This is a genomic window from Zarconia sp. (assembly GCF_057467645.1).
In genome coordinates, this window is record NZ_JBRJXU010000074.1 from 39527 (window position 1) to 62538 (window position 23012).

The window sequence follows — 23012 nt, forward strand, 5'->3', positions numbered from 1 at the left end:
TTGGTGTTTCTTCCGAACTAAACAGACATACTCATACTCGTCTTCCCCGCGTCACCGCGTCCTCGTTTCACCGTGTCATCCAATACTGCCCCCGAAAGCTCGTGAAGTTTCCGACGCTTCCCCCAGGAGTCCCGGACTAATCTTCAACGTTCGGGTTGCATTTCTTTACGCTTTCTTTGCCTAACCCCATCGGTCGGTTCGGACACTAGAGATAGCAAGTGTATCACTGAGCAGTCTCTCCTGGTTCTTTCCGCTTTTTCCAGGGGAGCTTTTTTTTGCCTCGATCGCGTCAGACTATTTTGGGTGTAGGGAATGGGAAACGGGGAACGGGGAAAACAAGGAAGAAGCGATCGCCGCCGTTACGACTGTTATAGCCGTATTCAGTCGGGTTAGGCCAATAGTGCGAGCATCTTGCTCGGGTTTCCAACGATACGATTGTTGGAAGTGTCCTAACCACAGTGAATACCGCTATATGACTCTCCTTAATTTCCCCCGAGATTCTCTCCTGACAGATGTAGGTTGTTTACAATCTGGCAATTGCCGGTGGTGACGACAACGAGAATTTAAGGGTTTGGCTCCCCCAGCAACACCGACCTTCCAAGCGGTCCCCAAACTTCACCGCGATTCGGGATGTGAAGTCGTTAAGTGATGCTAACGAAATCTTCGACCCCGATGCCAGCCGCGTTCGCGTCTTCGAGGGTAATCGAGAGTCCTTCAGCGGTAATTTGGGTGTTGCTGCCAACTTGAGCGATCGTCAAATCGTCGAAACTCAACCCATTTTGGAGACCGATGAGATCTTCATTGTTGGTAAAATCGGCGATCGTATCGTTGCCATCTCCCGGTCGGAAGTCGAAGCGATCGCCTCCATTTCCGCCCCACAGACTGTCTGACCCGAGATCGCCAATCAGCACGTCGTTATCGCGACCGCCCACGAGGACATCATGATCCCGACCGCCGTGAAGGGTGTTGCTGCCGTCTCCACCCACGAGAAAATCGACGCCTTGATTTCCGAATAGCACGTCATTGCCCTCTTCTCCGTGTAGGCAATCGTTGCCGAGGTTCCCCAAAATGACATCGTTGCCTTCACCGCCAACAGCCCCATCGTTATGTTGTCCGGCAAAAATGAGATCGTCTCCAGCACCGCCATCGATCAGATCGATGCCGGCATTTCCAAAAATGACATCGTTGCCATTTTCACCCATTAAATGGTCGTTGCCCAATTCTCCGGCGATCGTATCGTCATTCTCATTGCCGTTGACCCCGTCGTTTTCTCGTCCGGCAAAAATGCGATCGACTCCATCTCCCGTTACGATCACATCTCGACCCTGGTTACCAAAAATCAAATCGTCACCGGAACTGCCCAAGAGCTTATCGCTATCCTCCAAACCCACCAGGGCGCTAAACTCTGCAGCACGAGCATCGAGGGTATTGGGATTCTCATCCCCGAAAAGCAAACCGCCTCCGAGGGTCTCACTGCTCAAATTGAGACTGGGGAAAATTAACAGATTATTGACCAGTTGACAGGCATCGTAGTTGGGATCCGGGGGAATGCTGCTGTCAGGCAACTCGATTATTGGGCGAGACGGCGTTTGGGGTTGAGTTGAAGGGTCTGGCTCGGGAAGCGGTTCCGGTGGGGGTGCTGTGGGGGAGGGGACGATGGTTTGCACGCCACCCGCTCCGGTGGGACTGACACCGAGTTTGTCGCCGGTGCTCAAGACCACATTGTCAAAATCCGTCTCGGCGATATTAATCGTTCGCGTGGGGACTGCGGTGAGGGCAATATCGGCGACGACGAACAGAGACACTCGGTCTCCCCCTTGAAGAGAGCGATTGAGTCCGGTAAAGGCAAGTGCTTCCCCCGAGGGGACAATTTCCGCCGTTTGCAGACTGATATCGTCCCGGGACAACTCGTCATCGGCCGAGAGAAACAACTCGAAGCTTCCCGGGACCAAATCGCTCGGTTCGTAAGTGCCATCGGTGGTGACCGTCAATCCGGTCAAACTCGTATCGATGCTTCTCACCTGGAGGTCGATATGATAGAGGATGTGGTTTTCAGTTCCGGCCATCACGTCCGCCTCAGGCACTTCTGAACCCGAGATGGTTACCCCCAACAGGTTATTCGAGAGTAGGGAGAGGCTATTGGCGTTGCGGTTAGCGACGGCGAGATCGTCGTTCCCTTGACCGTTAAAGTCTCCAGCGACGACGGCCCGAGGTTCGATGCCCGTGCCAAACGCCATCTGCGACCCAAAATCACCATTCCCATCTCCAAGTAATACCGAAACGTTGTTGAAACCGAGATTGGCAACCACGAGGTCTTGGTTGCTATCCCCGTCAAAGTCTCCAACGGTGACGGAGTGGGGTCGATTCCCGGCACTATGGCGAGTTTGCGGACTAAATTCTCCATTGCCATCTCCGAGGAGAACGGAAACATCGTTGTTATCTCGGTTGGCTGTCGCGATATCGGGGTTACCGTCGTTGTTGAAATCTCCAATGGTGATGCCGCGCGGACCCCCTCCAACCTCAAAGGTCGTTTGAGATCCAAATTCCCCCGTGCCGTCTCCGAGCAAAACGGAAACACTATCGGAATCGCGGTTGATAACCGCGATATCGGGGTTTTCGTCGTTATTGAAATCGGCTGAGGCAATTTCAAAGGGAGCAACCCCCGTTTCAAAAGTCGTTTGAGGTGTAAAGGTTCCCGTGCCTTCTCCAAGCAAGATCGAAACGTCGTTGGAGTCTCGGTTGGCAATGGCGAGATCTTCGTTACCATCGAGATTAAAGTCTCCAACGGTCAGCGAACGAGGAAAGGTTCCCGCTTCAAAAGATTGCACCAGGTTAAAGCTCCGACTGCCGTTCCCCAGAAGAATCGACACTTGGGCATTTTCTCGACTGGTGACGGCTAAATCTTGGTTACCGTCGTTGTTGAAGTCGCCAACAGCTACATCGCTGGGTAAGCCCGCAACGGTAAAGGTTTCAAAGCTAAATCCCCCAGTATTGGTACCAAACAGTACGGAAATATTATTGGAATCGCGGTTGACGACGGCCAAATCTTGGTTGCCGTCTTGATTGAAATTACCAATGGCGATCGCAACGGGGTTTTGACCGACGGGAAAGTTTCGATTTGAGAATTGAACCAAGATACTGGGATAGGCTTGCTGGAGTTCGGAGGGAAAAATTTGAGATGCGCGGATGTTGCCGATACAGCGATCGAGTTGCCAGTTTCCGCCGAGTGCTGCATGTCCCACCGGCGTGCTGGATGCGGCAAGATTGGCACCGGTTAAGTGGTGGAGGCGATGGAGGAAGGATGAGGCTTCCTCGGACCCCTCCGCGGCAACGTTGCAACCGTAAATGAGAATCTCTCCATCCCGGCTAAGAGATTCCGACCATTGAGTGAGTTGGGGGCTATAGCGATCGAGAGTGGCAAGGTTGAGGATGCTATTGCCTAGATACAGGCATCCTGGAGAACCGTGGGAAACGATATGCACCGCTGCAATGTCCCGACAGCGAGTCAACACCTGGGTGATGCGATCGATTCCATCTTCGTGAGGACTGACGATCTCCACTTCAACCCCCGGGATGACACCGGCAGCTAGGGTTGCGTATCCATCGACGGCACCATCTACGAACAGCCAGGTTTGGGCGGTAGTGGGCGAACTCTGACGACCCTTCGACAAGAGGAGACAGCCATCGGAAGCACTGGACGAATTAGACATGAATTAAATGGTTTGCGTAACGAACCAATATGGTGAAAGTTAGGAGATTTCGCACACAAGAAAGTCGCACTGAGAACACCGTTACGAATTTCACTTGCGAGTCAAAGGGTCTGTTGGAAACGACTCGGATACTTCACAGCGCCAGGGTGCTGCGACAGTTCGGTCATTCAAGAGTTTCATTCTTTCGATTGAGAAGGGGACGTAGATGCAGTTTACTCAAATGGCTCGGAGAAGATGACCGATCGTTCTGCGCTCGCGATCTCCTCGAAACGAGCATCATGCCCAAGGTGTTTGCTTCAACTGTTGAAATCCATCTTTTCCTTCTTGGGCGAGTTTCGACAGATTTACCCCTAATCACTTTGACTGATTTCAGTGTTTGTACGTATTGGCTCAAATCTGATGGATTTCAATTATACGCGATTTTACACAGATGCAAGGGAAGGAGCAACCGAAACGCTGGCAAGGATTTTATGGGTCCGATCGCACCTTCAGAGCGCGTTAGTTCCCAACTTGCCACCGATGAGGCAAACGTACGACGAGGGAATCTTAGGTATTTAATATAGTGTTTTTTCATCCGGATGTCTCCAAATTAGTTAAGTGGTTTAACACGACACGAAGAACTTGAAGAACTTTAGAAGCAAACAGTTTTCAATCGATATTATCTTACCTGGCTCGGCTTTGCAGGGATTTAAGAATAAATTCGACAAGTATCGAGGCTCGACGGTCATTTTCTGGCAGCTTTGCCCTTCATCGAGATCGCCGGTTCTACAGTTGTCGCTGTCGGTCGAAAAAATCTTCAAACCCATACCGTATCGTACTTTAGCAAGGTTGATTCCTGGGTTTTGGAGACCTGGAATCTGAGGTGGCGATACCCCATCGTTCCATTGGTTGCCTTCAAGTGAATTTATATTGCAATCCGCTCGATCGACCTTCTGTGTGAGAATTTTCCATCCGGATTCATCTATCGCCTTCGGTTTGGGAGGTTCCCCATGGCTGTTGGGCTTTTTTCGCCCGACAGGGGGCGCACATCGACCAGCGCTGAAGCTCCACGGGCGGTGTGGGACAATTACATTCAGGACACAGGGGTAGTCCGCGCGATCGGGCCCGAATTTTTTGCGCCCACCGCTCGAATACTTCTTGAGGAGTCTGCACTGTGTCTTGAGAGTCCGTACTTTCGCTCTCGGAGTCGGCTGTACTTTCGACGTTCTGGGGAGGCGATGGCTTCTTCAAACTCTTGGGTGTGGTGGAGGGCGCGATCCTCGATGTCGGCTTGGGAATGGAGTGCCACCGGCTGCTGGAAAATCGAATATCCTTCAAGGGGCGATCGAGTCTGGGGTTTAATTTCTGCAAGATGCGCGATCGCTCGAAGGTGAGTTGCTGCGCCCAAACCGAAGTGGATGTTGCCACCTGCAATACCCGATCTCGCACGTACAGAGGTCGTGCGTGCTTGCTCACAACGAAGCCCACCACGGTCTTCCAAGAATTTAATAATTGTTCGAACTCTCGCCATTCTTGCCATTCGGGCTGACGTTTTAAAGAATGTATAATCCGATCGACGGATTGGAATGCCATGGGATTGAGATTGAATCTGAGTGTGGAATTTTAGTGAAACCAAACATCGACTCGCACCCTCGAATCGATGGTATCGATCGATCTGTACGATCGATTTACAAGAACTAGAGGAGCCACAGAATCGCCGATAACCCGACTCGCTAGCTCGGAACCGCGAATCTACGGGCAACCTCGAAAAAAGTGGCACGTGACGTTAATATTAAACATTAAAAAGCCTGGGGAGTGTAGGAACCTCATTGATGGCATTCCCCATCCCCGCACAAAACGGCAGGAGTTGTTCTCATGAGTCCATCTTCTTCGGGAGAATCCTCAAATCAATCTTTGAAGCCCGCATTACGAGTGGCATTGGGCAGCCTGGATGTTCAGCTCGATGCCGAATTGGCCCGATATCGGCGACTCTCGAAAGCGGCAAAACCCTTGAGAGTGCCAGTGACGAGCACGGTGCCCAAAGAGGGGGTGGCCGTTGTAGAAGAAAGCGTACCCGAACCCCCCGCTCTGAAACCAGAGGAGCCGTCCACCCAACCCGAAGCCACGATCCCGGCCGGGCCGCAACCCCTCACCATTGAAGACGCGAAACCCGAACCCCCCGCAGCGCCCCCGCAACCGGAGTTACCGCCAATGGTTCCGCCTCCGGCTGCCGCCGCACCAGTCACTCCAGTCACCCCGACTTCGACGAACGGTACGGCAAGCCTGCCACCCCAGGATGAAAGCACTCCCACCTTAGCTTCAGTCAGTGCCGATTCAGCACCAACGGCACCGCCCACTCCAACTCCCGACACGGGAACCACCGAGCCGAAAGATTATCTCGAATCCTCTGAAGAGTTACTCAAAACCACCGGCGATCCGCTTCCCAACACCGATGGCAGTAACGCCGGAAAAGGGATGAGCGGCATCCTGACCATTGGCTCGGTGCTGCTGTTGTTGCTGGCAACAGCCACTTTGGGGTACGCCATTTTCAAACCCGCCAGCGTTGCCCGTTTCTTAGGTCGATCTCCTCAAACGGAGACCGCAAACGCGCCCAACTCAGAGGACGCTTCCCAGGAAGCCAACACGCTCCCGCCCTCTCCCGATTTATCGAAGGAAGAGTTCAAAGACCTCGAACTGGATAACTTGGGCAGCGTCAACCCCAGTCCGACGCCAGTACCCCGCGCCACTCCCACACCCACAACTCCCCCAGCGGCTTCTGCAACCGGCAGTACCAGTACGTTGAACAATCTCGATCGCGTCCTCGAACCGGATGCCAATTCATCGGCAGCCAATCCCACAAACACGCCATCGCCGAACGCGACCCCCACTCCGAATCCAGATGTTCCCAAACCCCCCGTCGATGCAGACGATCGCTACTACGACTTCCATTTTGTGGTGGTAGAGTACGATCCCCAAGCCTGGGAAAAAGTCAGAGAGACGGTGCCCGATGCTTACTTACGGCAGTTCCCCGTGGGCGAACGCATTCAGGTGGGAGCCTTCGACACCGATGAAGAGGCGCAACAACTCGTGGAGAGGCTCACAGCGCAAGGTCTTAACGCCCAAGCTTATCAACCCGAGTAAACATCGAGTGAAGATCGCAGATCTCTACTCAGTTAGGTCTAAACTCGCTATCCTGAAAACAGCGAGTCGACGGTCAACCCGCAAAAGCTTTGGGAGGAACGGGCGATCGATCGGCGGAAATCATTCCCCAATTCTCCGGTTTCCTCCTCCTAACCCAGGAATACTCTTAGTATGAGTCGTATGAGGATGCGATCGCTCGTCCAGGGTCAACGAGATTTCAAGAGTGAGGTTCCCCCTTCCGTCGGCGTTCCCTTGCATATCCGGATCCCTAGGGATCCGATCGCATCCACCCGAATCTCAAAAACATCCCCTTGTCAGTCCTCTCCCGTCCCCTATCCCCTGAATCTCGTGTTGTTCGATCGAATCTGGCGAGCTGCTCGCGCGCAAATCAACCATTTCGTCAGTAAAAGAGAAGATCCTGAAAAACTCCTAGAACGGGCGTTGAGCCAAATGCAGGACGAGCTGTTTCGCCTCCGTCAGGGGGTCGCTCAGGCGATCGCCACTCAGAAGCGCACCGAGCGAGATTGCAACCAAACGCGCAACCGCGCCCAAGAATGGTACAACCGCGCTCAACTGGCCTTGCAAAAAGGAGACGAATCCTTAGCCCGAGAAGCCCTCATCCGACGGCAAACCTACCAGGAAACCCTGCAAGCCCTAGAATTGCAGCTCGAACCCCAGCGGGACATCGTCAAACAACTGCGGGACAATCTGCGATCGCTCGAAAGTAAAATCGTTCAGGTGAAAGCGAAAAAAGACCTGTACGTGGCCCGCGCGCGCTCGGCCCAAGCGTCTCAGAAACTGGTGGAAATGTTGCAACAAAATCGGTCTGACGGGACGGTGGCGGCTTTCGAGCGCATGGAAGACCGAGTTACCGAACTCGAAGCGAAATCGCAAGCCATCGCCGAACTTGATGCCGATGATATCGAACGCCGATTTGCCTCCCTCGAAAGTGGGGGGAACGTGGACGAGCAATTGAGAGCCCTCAAAGACAAGTTATCGGGAGAGGGGGATCGGGGGTGAGGGTACAGCCTTTCGCACTCGGCGACGCAAGGCATTTCGATGGAGAACGCGCTTCACTTCTTCAACGGTGGTCAAACCGGTCGTGACCTTTTCGATCGCCGCTAAGCGAAAAGACTGAAAGCCGGTGCGATCGAGGTAGTGATTGAGCTGCGTCACCGTCCCTTCGTAAATAATTTCCTGCACGGTTTCATCCACATCGAGTAGTTCGACGATCGCCTCTCTGCCGGAATAGCCGGAGTTGAAACAGTTGGCACAGCCGCTTCCCTGGCGCCAATTCTCCGTCTGGGCTTCTGCGCGATCGAGTCCCAACACGTCCAACTCTTCGGGTTCGGGAGAATAGGGGGCAGCGCAATGGGGGCAAACCCGTCGCACCAAGCGCTGTCCGACGATTCCCAACAGCGCATCGCTAATTAAACCGGGATCGGGTCCGATATCTTTGAGGCGGGGAATCGCCCCTACGGCATCGTTGGTGTGGAGGGTGGTGAAGACGAGATGTCCGGTGAGGGCAGCACGGACAGCAGTTTCAGCGGTTTCTCGATCGCGAATTTCCCCCAACATAATAATGTCGGGATCTTGGCGCAAAATCGCTCGTAGCCCCGCCGCAAAGGTCATCCCTGCTTTTTCGTTCACCTGGGTTTGCGTCAGTCCCGGCAGTACGTATTCCACCGGATTTTCCACGGTGACGACGTTGACGTGTTCGGTCGCCACTGCTTGCAGGCTGGTGTAGAGGGTGCTGGTTTTCCCCGACCCCGTGGGACCGGTGAGGATAATCATGCCTTGGGGTTGGTGCAACCAATTTTTGTAGGTTTTGAGAACCGGGGGGGAGAAGCCTAAATCTTCTAGGGTGCCGAAGGGATTGTCTTGGGGCAAAAGGCGAATCACCGCTTTTTCCCGATTGCCGTCTACCCCGGTAATGCAGGGGAGAATGCTCACCCGCATATCGAGTCCCCGCCCGGTTTCCCGTTCTGAGGTGTACTTTTCCCCAATGCGTCCGTCTTGGGGACGGCGACTTTCGGCAATATCGATCTCGGCCATCACTTTCAGGGCGACGACCACTCGACGGCTAATTTCTGCGGGGAGGGTGGTGATGTCTCGCAAAATCCCGTCAATGCGATAGCGCACTCGCAGACCATCTTCTGGAGTGGGTTCGAGGTGAATATCGCTCGCCCGGTTCCGTAACGCACCGGAAATCAGGGTTTTGATGCGCCCGATTTGGTCGACGGCTTGGCTGAGGAAGAGTTGGGTCGTTTCGCTAATATCCTCTTTGCCGGTTTCCCCTTCGATGGGGTTGACGAGGGGGGCGGAACTGATAGCGTGGGGGTTGTAGTTTTTGGCGTGATACCAGGCGCTATAGCTTTTTTGAGCGATGGAAATGACTTTGATATCGGTAAAGGTGCGATCGCTCAGTTTCTGCCGTTCTTCCCTCGAGAGTTGGACGGGAATTCCCAGGTAGAAGCAGTTTTGCCACAACAGTAACGGCACGATCGCCGGCAGGGAATCCTTATCGGAAAATTCCCGGAAAAAGCGATAGCTGACTTCTGAATCGAGTAAGGTCAGGTTGACGATGCCTTTTGGGTCGACGAGAAGTTCGAGGGCTTGCTTGCAGGTAATGGAACGATGCCGGAGTTGTTGCCAAGCCGATGGAATTGAAGGTGTCTGAGTCATAGGATTCGAGATCGAGTCGGCGATCGCACCAGAGGGACTCCGGACGCGAACCGTTACGATTGAAGGTTTAGACGCGAACCCCCGAGTCACCCTGACATTTCGATACATCTTTTCTGGAAGATTCTCAAACGCGCATAAAATCGCTGTTTACCATTGTGCGTCAAAATTCGGGGCAAAATTCGGGGGCGTCAAATGTTCTGTAAGGATGGTGGCTTGAAGAGCGGGATGTATGGTCGTATTCAGACGCAAAAGGGAATGGGGAATGGAGTACTTTCGTTTGCATATTCGAGATGTACCCCAGTGTTGTCCGCTGGCTGGTCAAGGCGCGATCGTCAACCGCCCGAACGTCACCGAGAATCGGTATTTGGGCGAGGTCACTTCAGCCAAACTGACGTTTCGTAGTGTGATATCGCCACTGCCAAATGAGCTGGGAAAGAGAACGTCGATTTCGTGAATTATTACTAAAACAATCTTTTTGTATTCTTTTGTAAATTAAAATATCTCTGATTTAATACGATCGATTTGCATCAATTGAATGCGAATTCGATTTATATTGAAAATATGGATGTCTCGATTGAGTTATAGTTTTACAACGATTCGTATCGAACAATCAGAGAGGTTTATAAAGGCGATGAATTTTTGTCAAACTTTATTAATTCTAAACTTATCTTAAGTTTTGTTTTCTGAGATTAAGATCGAGAAAATCTCTGCTATTTTCTGATGTGAGCAGTCCCATCAGAAAAAGTAAAGGTTCCCCTTGATGGAGCGAGAACGACTCTCTTGAAATATACTTTCTAACCCATTGCAATTTGAGGATTTCGAGCTAAAAAGAAGAAGGCTTGTTAACGTGAGACGGGTCATCCGTTAAAAAAGAGAGAAAGAGATCGAACCTGATACCGCTTTGATGGAATACTCGGATTTTTACCCATTAATACGGGTTAGGTTGCCACCCAACGGATTCAGAGTCAGAAAAAAGGAGGTTCGTTTTTCTGTGAGTTGTGTATCTTAATACCCATGTTGAACTCCCGCTCGGAAATTACCCTAGCGATGAATCAACCAGATGCATGATGATGATGTAGTACGATTTTTTGTATTGTCAGCCAACACTTCTTACATTGCCGTTCCTAAAGCTAACCCGAGTTTGTATATTTTCATGTTTTTACAATTGACATTTCCCTTTAAGATGATTGTGGGGATTCCAATATTGCTCGGTATTATCGATCGATTTTGGACTTAAAATAGAGAGTCCAACGAGGTGAGCGATCGCCACCGATATCCTGGAAACAAATCATGGGCGATCGCCGCCACGAATCAGGGTGTAAAAACACAATCTACACAATCTAGAGAGATCGATCCTCGAAAAGAGGAGTCTAAGATCGAATCTCCATTGTTTTGTCAACGGTATCTACACAAGACGCAACCGAAGCAAAATCTTCTCTCTCCATCTCCACTCTGATGTTGGCTTCCTCTGCTTCAGGAGGGCGATTGTCACCGTGACCTCCTCTTCGACGATCGCCCGAATCCGCCAACTGCATCCCTTACTCAAACCGATCGCTATTCGCTATCTACCGAGCTTCACCCGATGCAAATTGTCAATCGCTTACATTTCAAAAATCTGCGCGGCGACTTATTTGGCGGTCTGACCGCTGCAATCGTCGCCCTGCCACTGGCACTGGCCTTTGGCGTATCTTCCGGTGCGGGAGCCGTTGCTGGTCTTTACGGTGCCGTTTTTATCGGCTTCTTTGCCGCCCTGTGCGGTGGCACGCCCTCTCAAATCTCCGGTCCCACTGGACCGATGACCGTGGTGATAGCGACGGTGTTTGCCACCCTTACCGCTAGTGCCGACGATCCCGCTACGGGACTGGCGATGGCATTTACTGTCGTGGTTCTGGGGGGAGTATTTCAAATCCTCTTCGGCATTCTGCGGCTGGGGAAATATATCACCCTGATGCCCTATACCGTCATTTCCGGCTTTATGTCCGGGATCGGCGCGATTATTATTGCCATCCAAATCGCTCCCCTATTAGGCCATGAAGGGTCTGCCGGGGTGGTGGCATCGATTCAGGCACTGCCTTCCGTCCTGTTCGATCCCAATCCGGGGGCCGCGGGGTTGGGGGTGTTGACCCTAGCAATCGTCTTTTTGATGCCCCCCAAGCTGAATCGGGTTTTTCCCGCACCCCTGCTGGCTCTGATTGTCGGCACTCTCGTCTCCGTGACGGTTTTAAATGGGGTTGATATCCCTCGAATTGGGGACATTCCCACCGGTTTGCCCAGCTTGAGCTTGCCGATTTTACCACTCGATCGACTCAAAGATATTATCGGCTACGGCTTGATGCTGGCGACTTTAGGAGCGATCGATTCTCTGCTCACCTCCCTGGTAGCCGATAACATTACCGGAACCCAACACGATTCCGATCGCGAACTCATCGGTCAGGGCATCGGTAATATGATTTCCGGGCTGTTCGGCGGTCTGCCCGGTGCGGGTGCCACCATGCGGACGGTGATTAACGTCCAAGCTGGCGGTCGCACTCCCCTCTCCGGCGTGATTCACGCGGTCGTCTTAGTGGTGGTAGTATTATTTGCCGCCCCCCTCACCGAGCAGATTCCCCACACCGTTCTCGCGGGTATTCTTCTGAAAGTGGGGATCGATATCATCGATTGGAGTTTCCTCAAACGCGCTCACCAAATCTCTCTCAAGGCCGCCGGATTGATGTATATGGTCTTGTTCCTAACGGTGTTCGTCGATTTGATTACTGCCGTTGCCGTAGGGGTTTTCGTCGCCAACTTGCTCACAGTCAAGCGTCTGACAGATTGGCAAAGCGGAAACGTCCGAGCGGTCGTGAGTTCCGATGATGAAAGCTGGAGTCCGGAAGAGCGTCGGCTTTTGAAGCAAGCTCGAGATCGGGTGTTGCTATTTCGCCTCAGCGGTCCCTTGAGTTTCGGGGCGGCGAAAACCATTTCCCAACGTATCTCCATGGTGGGACACTACGATATTTTGATTCTGGATTTGAGCGACGTGCCGATTCTGGGGGTGACGGCCTCTCTGGCGATCGAAAATATGGTGAAAGATGCCTGCACCCAGCGCCGCCAAGTCTTTATTGCCGGGGCTAGCGGTGCCGTGAAATCCCGACTGCGCCGCTTAAAACTCCTCGATCGCCTTCCCCCGCGCCATTGCGTCCCCGATCGCCTCACCGCCTTGCAACTGTCTACCGGAATCTCTCAGGTGACAGTGGCACATTATTAGATATGGCTGTTCCCACCCTTTTCGTAACCTACGGGAGTCGAGATTGAATTGAAATCTTAGAGCGATCGAGCCTCAAAGCCCAAGGGCTAGGTGGGGTCTCTAGAGAAAGCACCACCCATCTGTATGGATTCATGAAAAGTGTGATGGGGTTGAACAAATGTCGCAACCCACTCCCTAGAAAATGAGGCGATCCTCAGACTTCATTTTTTCATTGCTTGGGGAAAGAATCTTATCATTCTTTCCCCATTTTCGATCGTTACGCTAACTTTAAAAACTTCTGATGACAAATGAAAATGAGATTGAATAGAATCAAGTCAAGGGTGTAAAAAGGATAACAGATTGATGAGTCGTCCATTGGAACGCCCTATTTGGTGCTGCTTTTCATTAATTTGGGATGACAATCATGACGACCGAAAATAAAATTGAGTTGACAAAATTATCTCGCCCCATATTTATCTTTGGCTCAACGAGATCTGGAACTTCACTTTTGAGTCGGATTATCGGAGCTCATCCAGAAATTGCGATCCCATATGAATCTCATCTCTACAATACCTTCTATCCGTGGCTCAAATATTATGGCGATCTAAACTTCGCAAAAAATCGCGAACGTTTGGTGGACGATATTCTCAGTACGGATGTCATGAACGACTGGTATCCTCGCCCTGACCGTAAACTTGCTCTTGAAGCAATTGACCGGTTTGATTTTCACGGTGTCGTTAATGGCATAATGCTTGCCTGGACTCAAGGTGAAAGGAAGCAACGCTGGGGGGAAAAAACACCTGACCATATTTTCTACTGGCGTGAAATTATCAGTGGTTTCCCAAATGCACAAGTGATTCATCTGGTTCGTGATGGACGTGATGTGGCATTATCTTTGAAGCAAGCTCGCTTTGGTCCTAAACATATATATCATCTTGCTAAAAGGTGGGTGAACTATCTTGATATTGTTGAAGAATTAAAAGCGAATCTTGACGAACATTCTTTGTTTGAAGTTCGTTATGAAGACTTACTCTCAGATACAGAACGGGTTCTGCACAATATTTGTCGATTTTTAGGAGAATATTTTGCTCCGGAGATGCTGAATTTTCACACGAACAGTGCGCCTTATATGACGGATCGACAAAACCAGCAAAATCTTTCCCAGCCTATTATTAAAAATAATTCTGGAAAATGGCGCACTGAAATGACACCACGGGAGCTACGTATTTTTGAAGCTGTAGCAGGAGAAATGCTAGAGCGGTATGGGTACAACATGCAATTAACACAACCCAAAATCTCAGCTTTAGAGATTCTAAATTACAAATATTTTGAACATCCCCCACGAAAATTTATCGCAATGTTCAAAAATACAAAAGGTCATATTGATGCACTCCAGAGGATAAAAATCTATTCGCGTTTAAAGCTTGGCATATAATATGCCAAAAATATCGCTCTCAATTCTAGTGCAGCGCGGCAGAAATAAGTACCCAGTTCTCAATCGCTGAAAGCTATGCATATAGTTCTTATTATCCGGAATGATTTTACTGTGAATTGTATATAGTAGTAACAAACGGTGATAAACAGTGCAACACCGCGCAACCAAAGTCAGAATTTATCCGACCAACGAGCAGCAACAGATTCTCGCTCAACATTTTGGTTGCGCTCGGTGGTGGTGGAATTACGCTCTCAACTTGAGTATTACCACCTATCAGGAGACGGGGAAGGCTCTGAAGCAATCAGCGCTCAATTCGTACTTACCGAAACTCAAAAAAGACCCAGAAACCGAGTGGCTCAAAGAGTGCTATTCTCAAGTTCTCCAAGCCGCGACATTGAATTTGACGACGGCGTATAAGAACTTCTTCGCGGGTCGTGCGCGTTATCCTCGGTTCAAGTCGAAGAAAACGGGTACATGAGCGTTTAGCCAACGCTCGTCAAGACTTTTTACACAAGCTCTCTCGGAAGCTCGTTGACGACAACCAAGTCATCGTGGTGGAAAACCTGAACGTAAAAGGTATGGTCAAGAACCATAAATTAGCCAAGGCTATTTCCGATGTAGGTTGGGGAACCTTCGTAAACTTCCTTGCGTACAAACTCGAACGTGACGCAAAGGTGTTGGTCGAGATCAACCGATGGTTCCCCAGCTCGAAAACCTGCTCAAACTGTCACGATCGGATTAGCGAATTGCCGCTAGATGTTCGCTATTGGGATTGTCCGAGTTGCGGTACGCATCATGACCGTGATGAAAATGCGGCAATCAATATCAGAGCAGAGGGGATTAGACAGCTAAAGGTCTTGGGAACCAGGACTTCTGCTGCCGTAGGGGTGTAAGACAACTTCGCGGACGCAAGTCCGTGTTGGGGCGGAACGTAGTGGAGGGAATCCCCCGCGAAATCAGAAGCCAGCGCTCTGGAGTAGAGGCGCTATGGCGAGTTCACTCTCCGTTTCTCGGGCAAGCTGATGGGAATTGGTTGCGGCGAGAACCACCCCTTTGGCTACGCCTCGGCGATACCGTTCGACAAACTCCTCGCGAGTCCAATCCAACTGGGACAGCCACCCTTCTCGATCGGCTTTTTCTGCCGGGGAAATCTCAAGGTTCGTATTGAATTTGGGTAGGGGAGGCTCGGCAAGAGGAATGCGCTTTGTGAGATTAGACTGTCCTGACGATCGTGACGACATTCTCTAAAAATCGAACTCATATCCATCCCTGGAAAATACGATCCGATTTCCTTCGCACTCCACTTGCAACCATCCCAGCCGATCGCAAGTGGACGTTAAATTATTCGTCAAGAAACCAACCGTCTGCTGTCGCCTCGGGGTCATCTCTTTCCCTAGGAGCCGCTTGAGGGCGATCGCATTATCGAAGAGTTCGTCAATGGTACGGGGTTCGGCTTCCCCCACTTCTAAGAGGCGATCGCGAAAGGCCCGGTATTTACGTAAGTCGTTACTGGTCATGTTGTTTTGCGCGTATGAGATCTTCGATCGTAGCTGAAGCGTTCCAACCTGGCGAAATGCCGATCTGGGCAGTCGCGTCCTTTATCTCTTTGTGGTTTATTGAGATGTCGGCATTCTTTTTGCACGGAGTTCGAACTTGAAAGATCGGAATGGGAGAATTCGCACGAGGGTGAATTGGGGTGAGAAAGATTCGATCGCAAAATCTCTTGGGTTACTCGCCTTGCTGGGAATTTTCAGTGGTCTCGGTTGTGGCAGCCAGCCGCCTACCATTGCCGAAGCCGCCAAATCCATCAAACAAAAACCCGTCGAACCCACCCATATCGATCGCCGATTTCCCCAAGTCAGCGGCAACCAGTTGATGGGACACGTCGAAGCCCTGGCTTACGAACGGTATCGGAATGTCGATCGCGATCGGGCCCGAGAATATATTATCCAATCCCTCGAAGAAGCTGGATACTCCCCCCAACTCCAATCCTTTGACGGCGGCATTAATATTGTCGCCGAACGTCTTGGAACCGATGCTGCAGCCGGAACTATCCTCCTCGGGGCCCACTACGATACCGTTCCCAACTCCTCCGGTGCCGACGATAACGCCACTGGAGTTGCCGCCGTCCTCGAAGTTGCCCGGTTACTGGCGAATCGAGAAACCCCCCGCAACCTACAACTGGTATTTTTTGACTCAGAAGAAGTGGGATTGCTCGGGAGTTTACACTTTGCGAGTACCGCTGATGCCGAAAGCCTCCACGGGGCGATCGTTTTAGATATGCTCGGATTTGCCTGTCGCACTCCCGGCTGCCAGCAGTACCCCCAGGGATTACCCGCCGTTGCCTTACCCGATACTGGAGACTTTTTGGCAGTCGTTGGCAATGCAGAAGACCCCCAATTACTCAACGCTTTCAAAACCGCCCGCAACACCGAACTACCCCCCGTCGTTACCCTGCCGATTCCCCTGCGCGGTCTCCTCACCCCCGACGTTCTCCGTAGCGACCACGCCCCATTTTGGTTTCAGGGAGTCAGTGCGGTGATGGTGACGGATACGGCGAATTTCCGAAATCCCCACTATCATCAACCCACGGATTTACCCGAAACCCTCGATCGAGATTTTTTTGTCGGGTCGGTGCAAATTGTTTTGAATGCAGCTTTAATCTTGTTGGAGAGTTATGAGGATCTAGAAAGACACTCTGTACAGCCAAACTCTTAAGTCATGCTGCCTCAAACCCATAAACAAAATGGGTGAAAGATGAGTGTTTATGCTGACTGCCGGACACATTTATGTCAAACCCTTGATTTCTCGTGAAAACTCAATGACTGGCTTGACGGCAGGTCATGGCTTGTAGGCGATCGCATTCGCTCAAAACGAGTTTTGAGTTGTAAATAGTAGAACATAGACAGAGCAAGCCTTTGAGGTACTTGTGTCAGGCAGTCAGGTGTTTATGAATAAAGATAAAGAGATTTAACTCTAGGAGAAGTGTGACTTGGCAAAAAAAATCCCCAGGTCGAGGCGAACCTAGAGTCTGGGAGAAATTCAATGACGATATTTAAATATTTTTAAGATTGCAAGGGGATTGACGATCGCAACTTTCCCGAGATCGATCGCCTGAATCGCTTTCTATCGAAGCTGTTGATTCGCGATATCCGGTTGCAACACCCAGTAAGCCTAGGGTTTCAATCGTTGGCAGTTTTCCACGACTTTTTTATTTCTTTAACTTAATTTAACACTTAAGTTAATTTTTGTAAACAAAACCGAGATCGGTTGTCGCATTTTGTGAAATGACGAGCGATCCATCGATCGCTCGCAGTCGCCACGACCGCGAGGACATTTCCATCTCACCCGAGTATCCCTCTTCCCTTGCCCACCTTCACGGCAGTCTTTAGGTAATATGATATTTTTTGCAGCGTTCGAGATAAATTTGAGCAACCCGATCCTGAGGATTTTTTTCCAAACACTCTTCAAAACAATCCGCCGCTTTCCGGAAAGAGCTACCGTAATAAAAGAGTACGCCTCGCTCGAAAATTCCTGTGGTGGCAAGCTTAGCATCTCGCAGTGGTGGCGGATCGCCGTCGAAAACTTCAAAAACGGCAACCGCTTCTGATTTTCCCTTCACTTTCAAGCGTTCGATGAGACGAATTTTATATTCATTGGGATTTTCCAGGCTGGCAAATGTTTGATGGGAAATGAGAAGAGAAACACCATACTCTTTCGTCAAACTTTCGATGCGAGAGGCTAAATTAACAGCATCGCTAATCACCGTTCCATCCATGCGATTTCTGCCACCGACGGTACCGAGCATAAGCGAGCCAGTATTGATACCAATCCCGATTTGAATGGGATCGTAGTTAATACTCTGTCGGTGTTGGTTGTATTCGACTAATTTGTGGAGCATGGCGATCGCCGCTCGAATGGCATCATCTGCACCGCCACTAAAGAGAGCCATAATCGAATCGCCGATATACTTATCGATGAAGCCATGATTTTTCATAATTTCCGGCTCCATACGAGACAAATAAGAATTAATAAATTTAAAATTTTCCTCCGGTGTCATTTTTTCCGATAGCGTTGTGAAAGAACGAATATCAGAAAATAATATCGACATTTCTCTATGAAGAATATGATCTCCTAATTTAACATCGACGATGCTATCTTTTTTGAGGAGTTTTAAAAACTGGCTGGGGACGAATCGACTGTAGGCTGCATTGAGATTAGATAATCGCAAATGGGTTTTAATTCGAGCAATGAGTTCGTGTTTGGAGATGGGTTTAGTTAAATAGTCATTGGCCCCCGCATCTAAGCCCGCCATCACTTCATTGACTTGATTTTTGACCGTGAGCATGACGATGGGTAAATCGTGAGAATGAAAGGTTTGGCGAATGTTTTGACACACTTCAAATCCCGTCATTCCGGGCATGACCAGATCGAGTAGAATGATATCGGGACGAAAGTTATTATTGAGCGCATCGAGTGCTTCTAGTCCATTGGACGCACGATAGACTTCGTAATTTTCTGACACTAAATAGTTAACGATCGCCCGGACGTGAATCGGATCGTCATCAACAACCAACACTTTTACCGGAGGTTGTCCGTTGGAGTAAGTGGGGGCAACGGGGTTGAAAATCGATTCCGAATTTCTCCGAACCACCATGGGACGAGTTGGGAGTTGGAGAACGTTTTCGTCCACACTCCGATCTCGATCTGTCAAAATGGGGAGAGTAAACTTCACCTGGGAACCCTTACCCAGAGTCGATCGAACTTGAAGTTTGCCGCCATGGGCCTCAACGAGTTTACTGACGATCGCCAGTCCGACGCCCATCCCCCCGTACTCGTAGACGATCTCGCTTTGGGCCCGATCGAAAAAAGACAGCATCCGCGCCAGTTGCTCTTCGGGAACTCCCATACCGGTATCGGAAATCGCAATCTCGATGCTGGGACGATCGGGATCGAAAATCTGTTGGGCGCAAATGTCGATGGTTCCTCGACTGGTTAATTTAATCGCGTTGCCAATCAGGTTGTAGAAAATTTGCTTGAGGCGATTTTCATCGGCCCGCACCAGGGGTAAATTATCGGGAATCCCTTCAACCTGCACTGCATCAGTTTCCCCCCAAAGAGGATGAAGGGTTTGCAACACATCTTCGACAATCGTGCGCAAATCGAGATACTGAATTTGTAACTCGATGGTTCCCTTCTTCAGGTGGGCGATGTCGAGAATATCGTTAATAAAATGATAGGCTCTGCGTCCGCTACTGGCGATCGCCAACAAACTTTGAGTTTGCCAAGTTGAGGGAGAATCATCGCTCTCTTCAAGGATCGATTCGGCCATGCCGATGGTACCGTTAAAGTAGGTGCGCAGTTCGTGAGCGGTACTACTCAAAAATAAGTCTTTGAGCCGATCCAAACGTTGCAGTTCTTCTCGTTGTGTTTCCGAAGCAACTAAAGCGGCCTCCATCCGCTTCAGGACTTGATGGAAGCTGCTGACGAGTTGACCCAGTTCGTCAGAACGTTCCCAAACCCGCGGGTATGCGGCTCGATCTCGACCGCGCAACTGCGCCAAAGTTCTGAGGAGATCGTCACACTCAGAGAGAGGTTTTTCCTCCGTGTTGCTTGCGCGAGGCGATCGAACTCCTTCTGAGAAATTCCCATTTCCCAGTGCCGCCAGACTTTGCGTCCCCCAATGTAAGTATCGTACCGGCTCGAGAATCCAAGATTCGATCGCCTTGGCTACCATCGCAGCCAATCCCAATCCGACAACACCCAAGACGAGCGTCATCCCTAGACCGATGGTGGTTAGAGATCGACTCAAAACCACCACTGCCAACACTGGTAATGCCATCGCGATCGCGAGAACCGCCCGCAGGGAGGCTTGCCCAAGTATTCTCGATAGAATACGATTTAAAAATCGAATTGACATCGGGGTAGTCCTATAAAGCACTGGGTAGAAATGGTAATGCTCCCTGCTTCAAATTCCCCTATTGTTTCATAGAGGCTCAGAGAAAGTCGGCCCGATATACGCGACGATGAAGGGCTTCTCTCTGGCTCATTTACAAAGGAAAACCTTCTTCAACTCGATTAGAGACTGGCAAGAGTTTCTCGATCGGTAGAAACCCCAAGACCCCTCACGGAGTATTGCAAGCGATCGCATCGAACAACAACTAGTATCGGATTGAGTCTTTTTCTCTGCTACACGAACCACCAAACACTGAAATTTAATTTGTCTCTCGGGTCGATCGAAAGATATTCCCAACACCAACTTAACACCGACGGCTTCGATCGAGCGTTCGGTATCCAGGGAAAAGGAGCTTTGGGGAACTGTGGGGGGCTTTGGGAGACTTGGGGAACAGGGGGGAAAGAGTCGGTTAGACAAGCCTCCTCATGGAAGTGATATCAAGTTCTAATAATTCGTGACAATTATAGCGAAACCCGATCCATCTCTTCTTTCAGTCTCTCCCCATGCTCTCGTTGCTCCCGATGCCCCCGATTCTCACCACAACGGTCATTGTAAGTATTCAACCGAACTCGATATGACAGAAGAGGGATACATAGCACAGAGCACTGGCGCGATCGGCCATCAGTAAAGACCTTGCCGTGTTGATGTTCTGGGTTGCTGATGTGTCATAACAGCGAATGGCGACTCCTATGATGACAAAAAGCGCACCGCAATATCTCCAGCTCAATGGGAGGCGATTTGGAGAGTTCGGAGGCGATCGATGGCGGCGGCGAGTTCAAAGGGACGGAACATTGCCAAATCTCCGCTGGGGAAGGGGGCGATCGCTCCGAGACCCCCCGCCTCAATATCGGCCATTACCCCATCGATAATCTCCCGCAGCGATCGCCGTCCGTCCATATAGTGGTGTTTGGCGTAGACCATCGCTTCGGCAATCCCCCGCAGTTGAGCCACATCCACCAATTGTTCCACCGCAGATAAATCGATGTCTTCGGTTCCGAAGGCGATCGCATCCACATCTCGAACTTGCCACTTCACCGAACGCTTGCCCCGACGGGGGTCTAAACTGTCGGGGAGGGGAACGCGAGGAGTAATTTCTCCTAAGTCCTTGCTGCCTTCCTCCGTACGTCCCGTGGCGTATTGTTGGGCAATGGCTTTGGCTTCTTGGGTCAGTTCTCGCGGTCGAAAATCTTCCAGACCGATGACGGTGTCGGCGACATCGAAGTAATCTCCACTCCCCCCCATAACGAGGATGGTGGAGACACCGCGATCGCTTGCCAGTTGCCGGACGCGATCGATAAACGGCGTAATCGGCTCTTTTTCTTTGGCAATCAAGGCTTGCATCCGGCGATCGCGAATCATAAAATTGGTTGCGGCCGTATCTTCATCCACCAGCAACACTTTCGCCCCCATCTCCAAAGCTTCGATAATATTCGCGGCTTGGGAGGTACTACCGCTGGCATTCGCCGTCGAAAACTGCTGCGTCGAACGACCTTGGGGCAAGTTATTGATGAATAAGGAAATATCGACCCCGGCAATCTGCCGACCGTCTTCAGCGCGAATTTTCACCGCATCCGGCTGTGTCACCACAAACTCCCGACCATCTCCGGGAATCCGATTGTAAATCCCCAGTTCGATCGCACCGAGCAAGGTGGACTTGCCGTGGTAACCTCCCCCGACAATCGGCGTCACGCCGGTGGGAATTCCCATGCCGGTAATTTTGCCTCGGTTGGGACAGTCAAATTCGACACGCAACGATGGAGGAGATTCAAAGGGGACGGCGCGATCTTGGAGGGGACGGGGATCGACCCCACTCTGGCGGGGTAAAATCGATCCATCGGCGACAAATGCCACCAAACCTCGCTCGGAGAGTCGATCGCGCAGCCAATCGGCATCTTCGACGGTTTCGACGTGACGCTCGATCTCCTCAGCATCCAAGTTGTTATAGTAGAGCGCGCCTTCGACAATTTGGGGAATATCCTCGCACAGCATCTGTGCCGCCTGCCGTCCCAAAATCCGCCGTCCCTGAGCGGGAAGACCGATAACAAATCGCATTTCGACACGATCGTCCCCCACAAATGCCGAAGTGCGCTCTAAGACCTCTTGTCCCATCCGACAGGTGGAGATTAACCCGCTTTTGCCGGTGCCACGACGCTCGCTGATGCGGTTGCACCATTGCGAGAACTGACGGGTGAGATAGTCGCGCAGGGCGATTTCGCGACTGCGACTGCGATAGAGCGCGCTAGGAAAACCTGCCACGGATTGGGGTAAGAGAATCCGAAATTTACTCGGCGAAGCAAAGGGATCGCCTTGGACGTAGTCGATAATGAGGGTAAACTCCGAACAATCGTAACGTCCTTGAATGTCTTTGTAGGCTTTGTATCCGCGACCATCCAGTTGGAGAAGTTGGCGGTGCAGGGTTTCTAGGGGGGTAGTTCGTTCTCTGGTCATGGCATCTGCACGAAAGGTCTGGGGATGATGTTAGCCTGAAGTGGATGGCACCAACCACAAGTCATCTACAGCAGCATCTTCAACCCAAGGACGATCGAGCAGACCGCTGAGCGCGTAAGGTCGGACGGCACCAAAATATTCAACGCCGCGATATTTGAGGGGGGCCGTAGATGCGACGACAAATTCTTCATCGAGAGGCTGCGTGCTCCATTGACGACCGCGATATTTTCCGAGACGGCGAGTGGCGGGGGCAACGCGAGATGGATTTCGAGTGTAGGGAACGCCGCGATAACTGAGTTGGATTTTGTGCATTGCTGGAAACAATTCGATGCAAGGGTCGCAGGTCAAGGCATTCTGTTCGGTACGCCTGCACTAAATTTGCCGCACCCTAGTAATTTCTGTATACATTGTTACATATATTGACCCTGAAGTATA

Annotated in this window: 16 protein-coding genes; 8 read left to right on the forward strand and 8 right to left on the reverse strand. The window is 50.9% G+C overall.

Annotation, left to right across the window (positions count from 1 at the left end; translation table 11 throughout):
- Positions 1-641: 641 nt before the first annotated feature.
- Positions 642-3710, reverse strand: a complete 3069-nt coding sequence (locus AC2215_RS10705; protein ID WP_486809982.1) for an FG-GAP-like repeat-containing protein — start codon at positions 3708-3710, stop codon at positions 642-644.
- Between the two features lie 957 nt (positions 3711-4667).
- Positions 4668-5282: a DciA family protein gene (locus AC2215_RS10710; RefSeq protein ID WP_486809983.1), complete on the reverse strand. Its 615-nt coding sequence runs from the start codon at positions 5280-5282 to the stop codon at positions 4668-4670.
- 282 nt (positions 5283-5564) lie between these two features.
- Here AC2215_RS10710 and AC2215_RS10715 point away from each other — a divergent pair, with 282 nt between their 5' ends.
- Complete coding sequence (locus tag AC2215_RS10715) at positions 5565-6830, forward strand: hypothetical protein (RefSeq protein WP_486809984.1); 1266 nt, start codon at positions 5565-5567, stop codon at positions 6828-6830.
- A gap of 171 nt (positions 6831-7001) precedes the next feature.
- Entirely contained in the window at positions 7002-7850 is an 849-nt protein-coding gene (locus AC2215_RS10720) for a PspA/IM30 family protein (RefSeq protein WP_486809985.1), read from the forward strand.
- Here the strand turns inward: AC2215_RS10720 and AC2215_RS10725 are convergent.
- Complete coding sequence (locus AC2215_RS10725) at positions 7824-9515, reverse strand: GspE/PulE family protein (protein WP_486809986.1); 1692 nt, start codon at positions 9513-9515, stop codon at positions 7824-7826. The two genes, AC2215_RS10720 and AC2215_RS10725, sit on opposite strands and share 27 nt — an antisense overlap.
- Before the next feature lie 1060 nt (positions 9516-10575).
- Between AC2215_RS10725 and AC2215_RS10730 the strand changes: the two genes are divergently transcribed.
- The 5 genes from AC2215_RS10730 to AC2215_RS10750 all read left to right on the forward strand — a co-directional run bounded on the left by AC2215_RS10730 (position 10576) and on the right by AC2215_RS10750 (position 15066).
- The gene (locus AC2215_RS10730) at positions 10576-10752 is read left to right on the forward strand and encodes a sodium-dependent bicarbonate transport family permease (protein WP_486809987.1); all 177 of its coding nucleotides are present in this window, start codon (positions 10576-10578) and stop codon (positions 10750-10752) included.
- 345 nt (positions 10753-11097) lie between these two features.
- Positions 11098-12759 (forward strand): SulP family inorganic anion transporter, encoded by a 1662-nt coding sequence (locus AC2215_RS10735; protein WP_486809988.1) that lies wholly within the window; start codon positions 11098-11100, stop codon positions 12757-12759.
- Between the two features lie 403 nt (positions 12760-13162).
- Positions 13163-14173: a sulfotransferase family protein gene (locus AC2215_RS10740; RefSeq protein WP_486809989.1), complete on the forward strand. Its 1011-nt coding sequence runs from the start codon at positions 13163-13165 to the stop codon at positions 14171-14173.
- 148 nt (positions 14174-14321) lie between these two features.
- A complete protein-coding gene (locus tag AC2215_RS10745; protein WP_486809990.1) occupies positions 14322-14651 on the forward strand; it encodes an RNA-guided endonuclease InsQ/TnpB family protein in 330 nt (109 codons plus the stop codon).
- Positions 14608-15066, forward strand: coding sequence for an RNA-guided endonuclease InsQ/TnpB family protein (locus AC2215_RS10750; RefSeq protein ID WP_486809991.1), 459 nt, complete (start codon positions 14608-14610; stop codon positions 15064-15066). The genes AC2215_RS10745 and AC2215_RS10750 overlap by 44 nt, the downstream gene beginning before the upstream one ends.
- A gap of 63 nt (positions 15067-15129) precedes the next feature.
- On the opposite strand, the gene AC2215_RS10755 is transcribed toward AC2215_RS10750, so the two are convergent.
- Entirely contained in the window at positions 15130-15414 is a 285-nt protein-coding gene (locus AC2215_RS10755; RefSeq protein ID WP_486809992.1) for a hypothetical protein, read from the reverse strand.
- Between the two features lie 3 nt (positions 15415-15417).
- The gene (locus AC2215_RS10760) at positions 15418-15690 is read right to left on the reverse strand and encodes a hypothetical protein (protein WP_486809993.1); all 273 of its coding nucleotides are present in this window, start codon (positions 15688-15690) and stop codon (positions 15418-15420) included.
- A 169-nt stretch (positions 15691-15859) separates the two neighbouring features.
- On the opposite strand from AC2215_RS10760, the gene AC2215_RS10765 reads away from it, so the two are divergent.
- Complete coding sequence (locus AC2215_RS10765) at positions 15860-16891, forward strand: M20/M25/M40 family metallo-hydrolase (protein ID WP_486809994.1); 1032 nt, start codon at positions 15860-15862, stop codon at positions 16889-16891.
- A gap of 670 nt (positions 16892-17561) precedes the next feature.
- On the opposite strand, the gene AC2215_RS10770 is transcribed toward AC2215_RS10765, so the two are convergent.
- From AC2215_RS10770 to AC2215_RS10780, 3 genes are all read right to left on the reverse strand, one after another.
- Positions 17562-20093, reverse strand: a complete 2532-nt coding sequence (locus AC2215_RS10770; RefSeq protein WP_486809995.1) for a response regulator — start codon at positions 20091-20093, stop codon at positions 17562-17564.
- Between the two features lie 759 nt (positions 20094-20852).
- Complete coding sequence (locus tag AC2215_RS10775; protein WP_486809996.1) at positions 20853-22577, reverse strand: ABC-ATPase domain-containing protein; 1725 nt, start codon at positions 22575-22577, stop codon at positions 20853-20855.
- A gap of 30 nt (positions 22578-22607) precedes the next feature.
- Entirely contained in the window at positions 22608-22889 is a 282-nt protein-coding gene (locus AC2215_RS10780; protein WP_486809997.1) for a DUF4278 domain-containing protein, read from the reverse strand.
- Positions 22890-23012 lie beyond the last annotated feature (123 nt).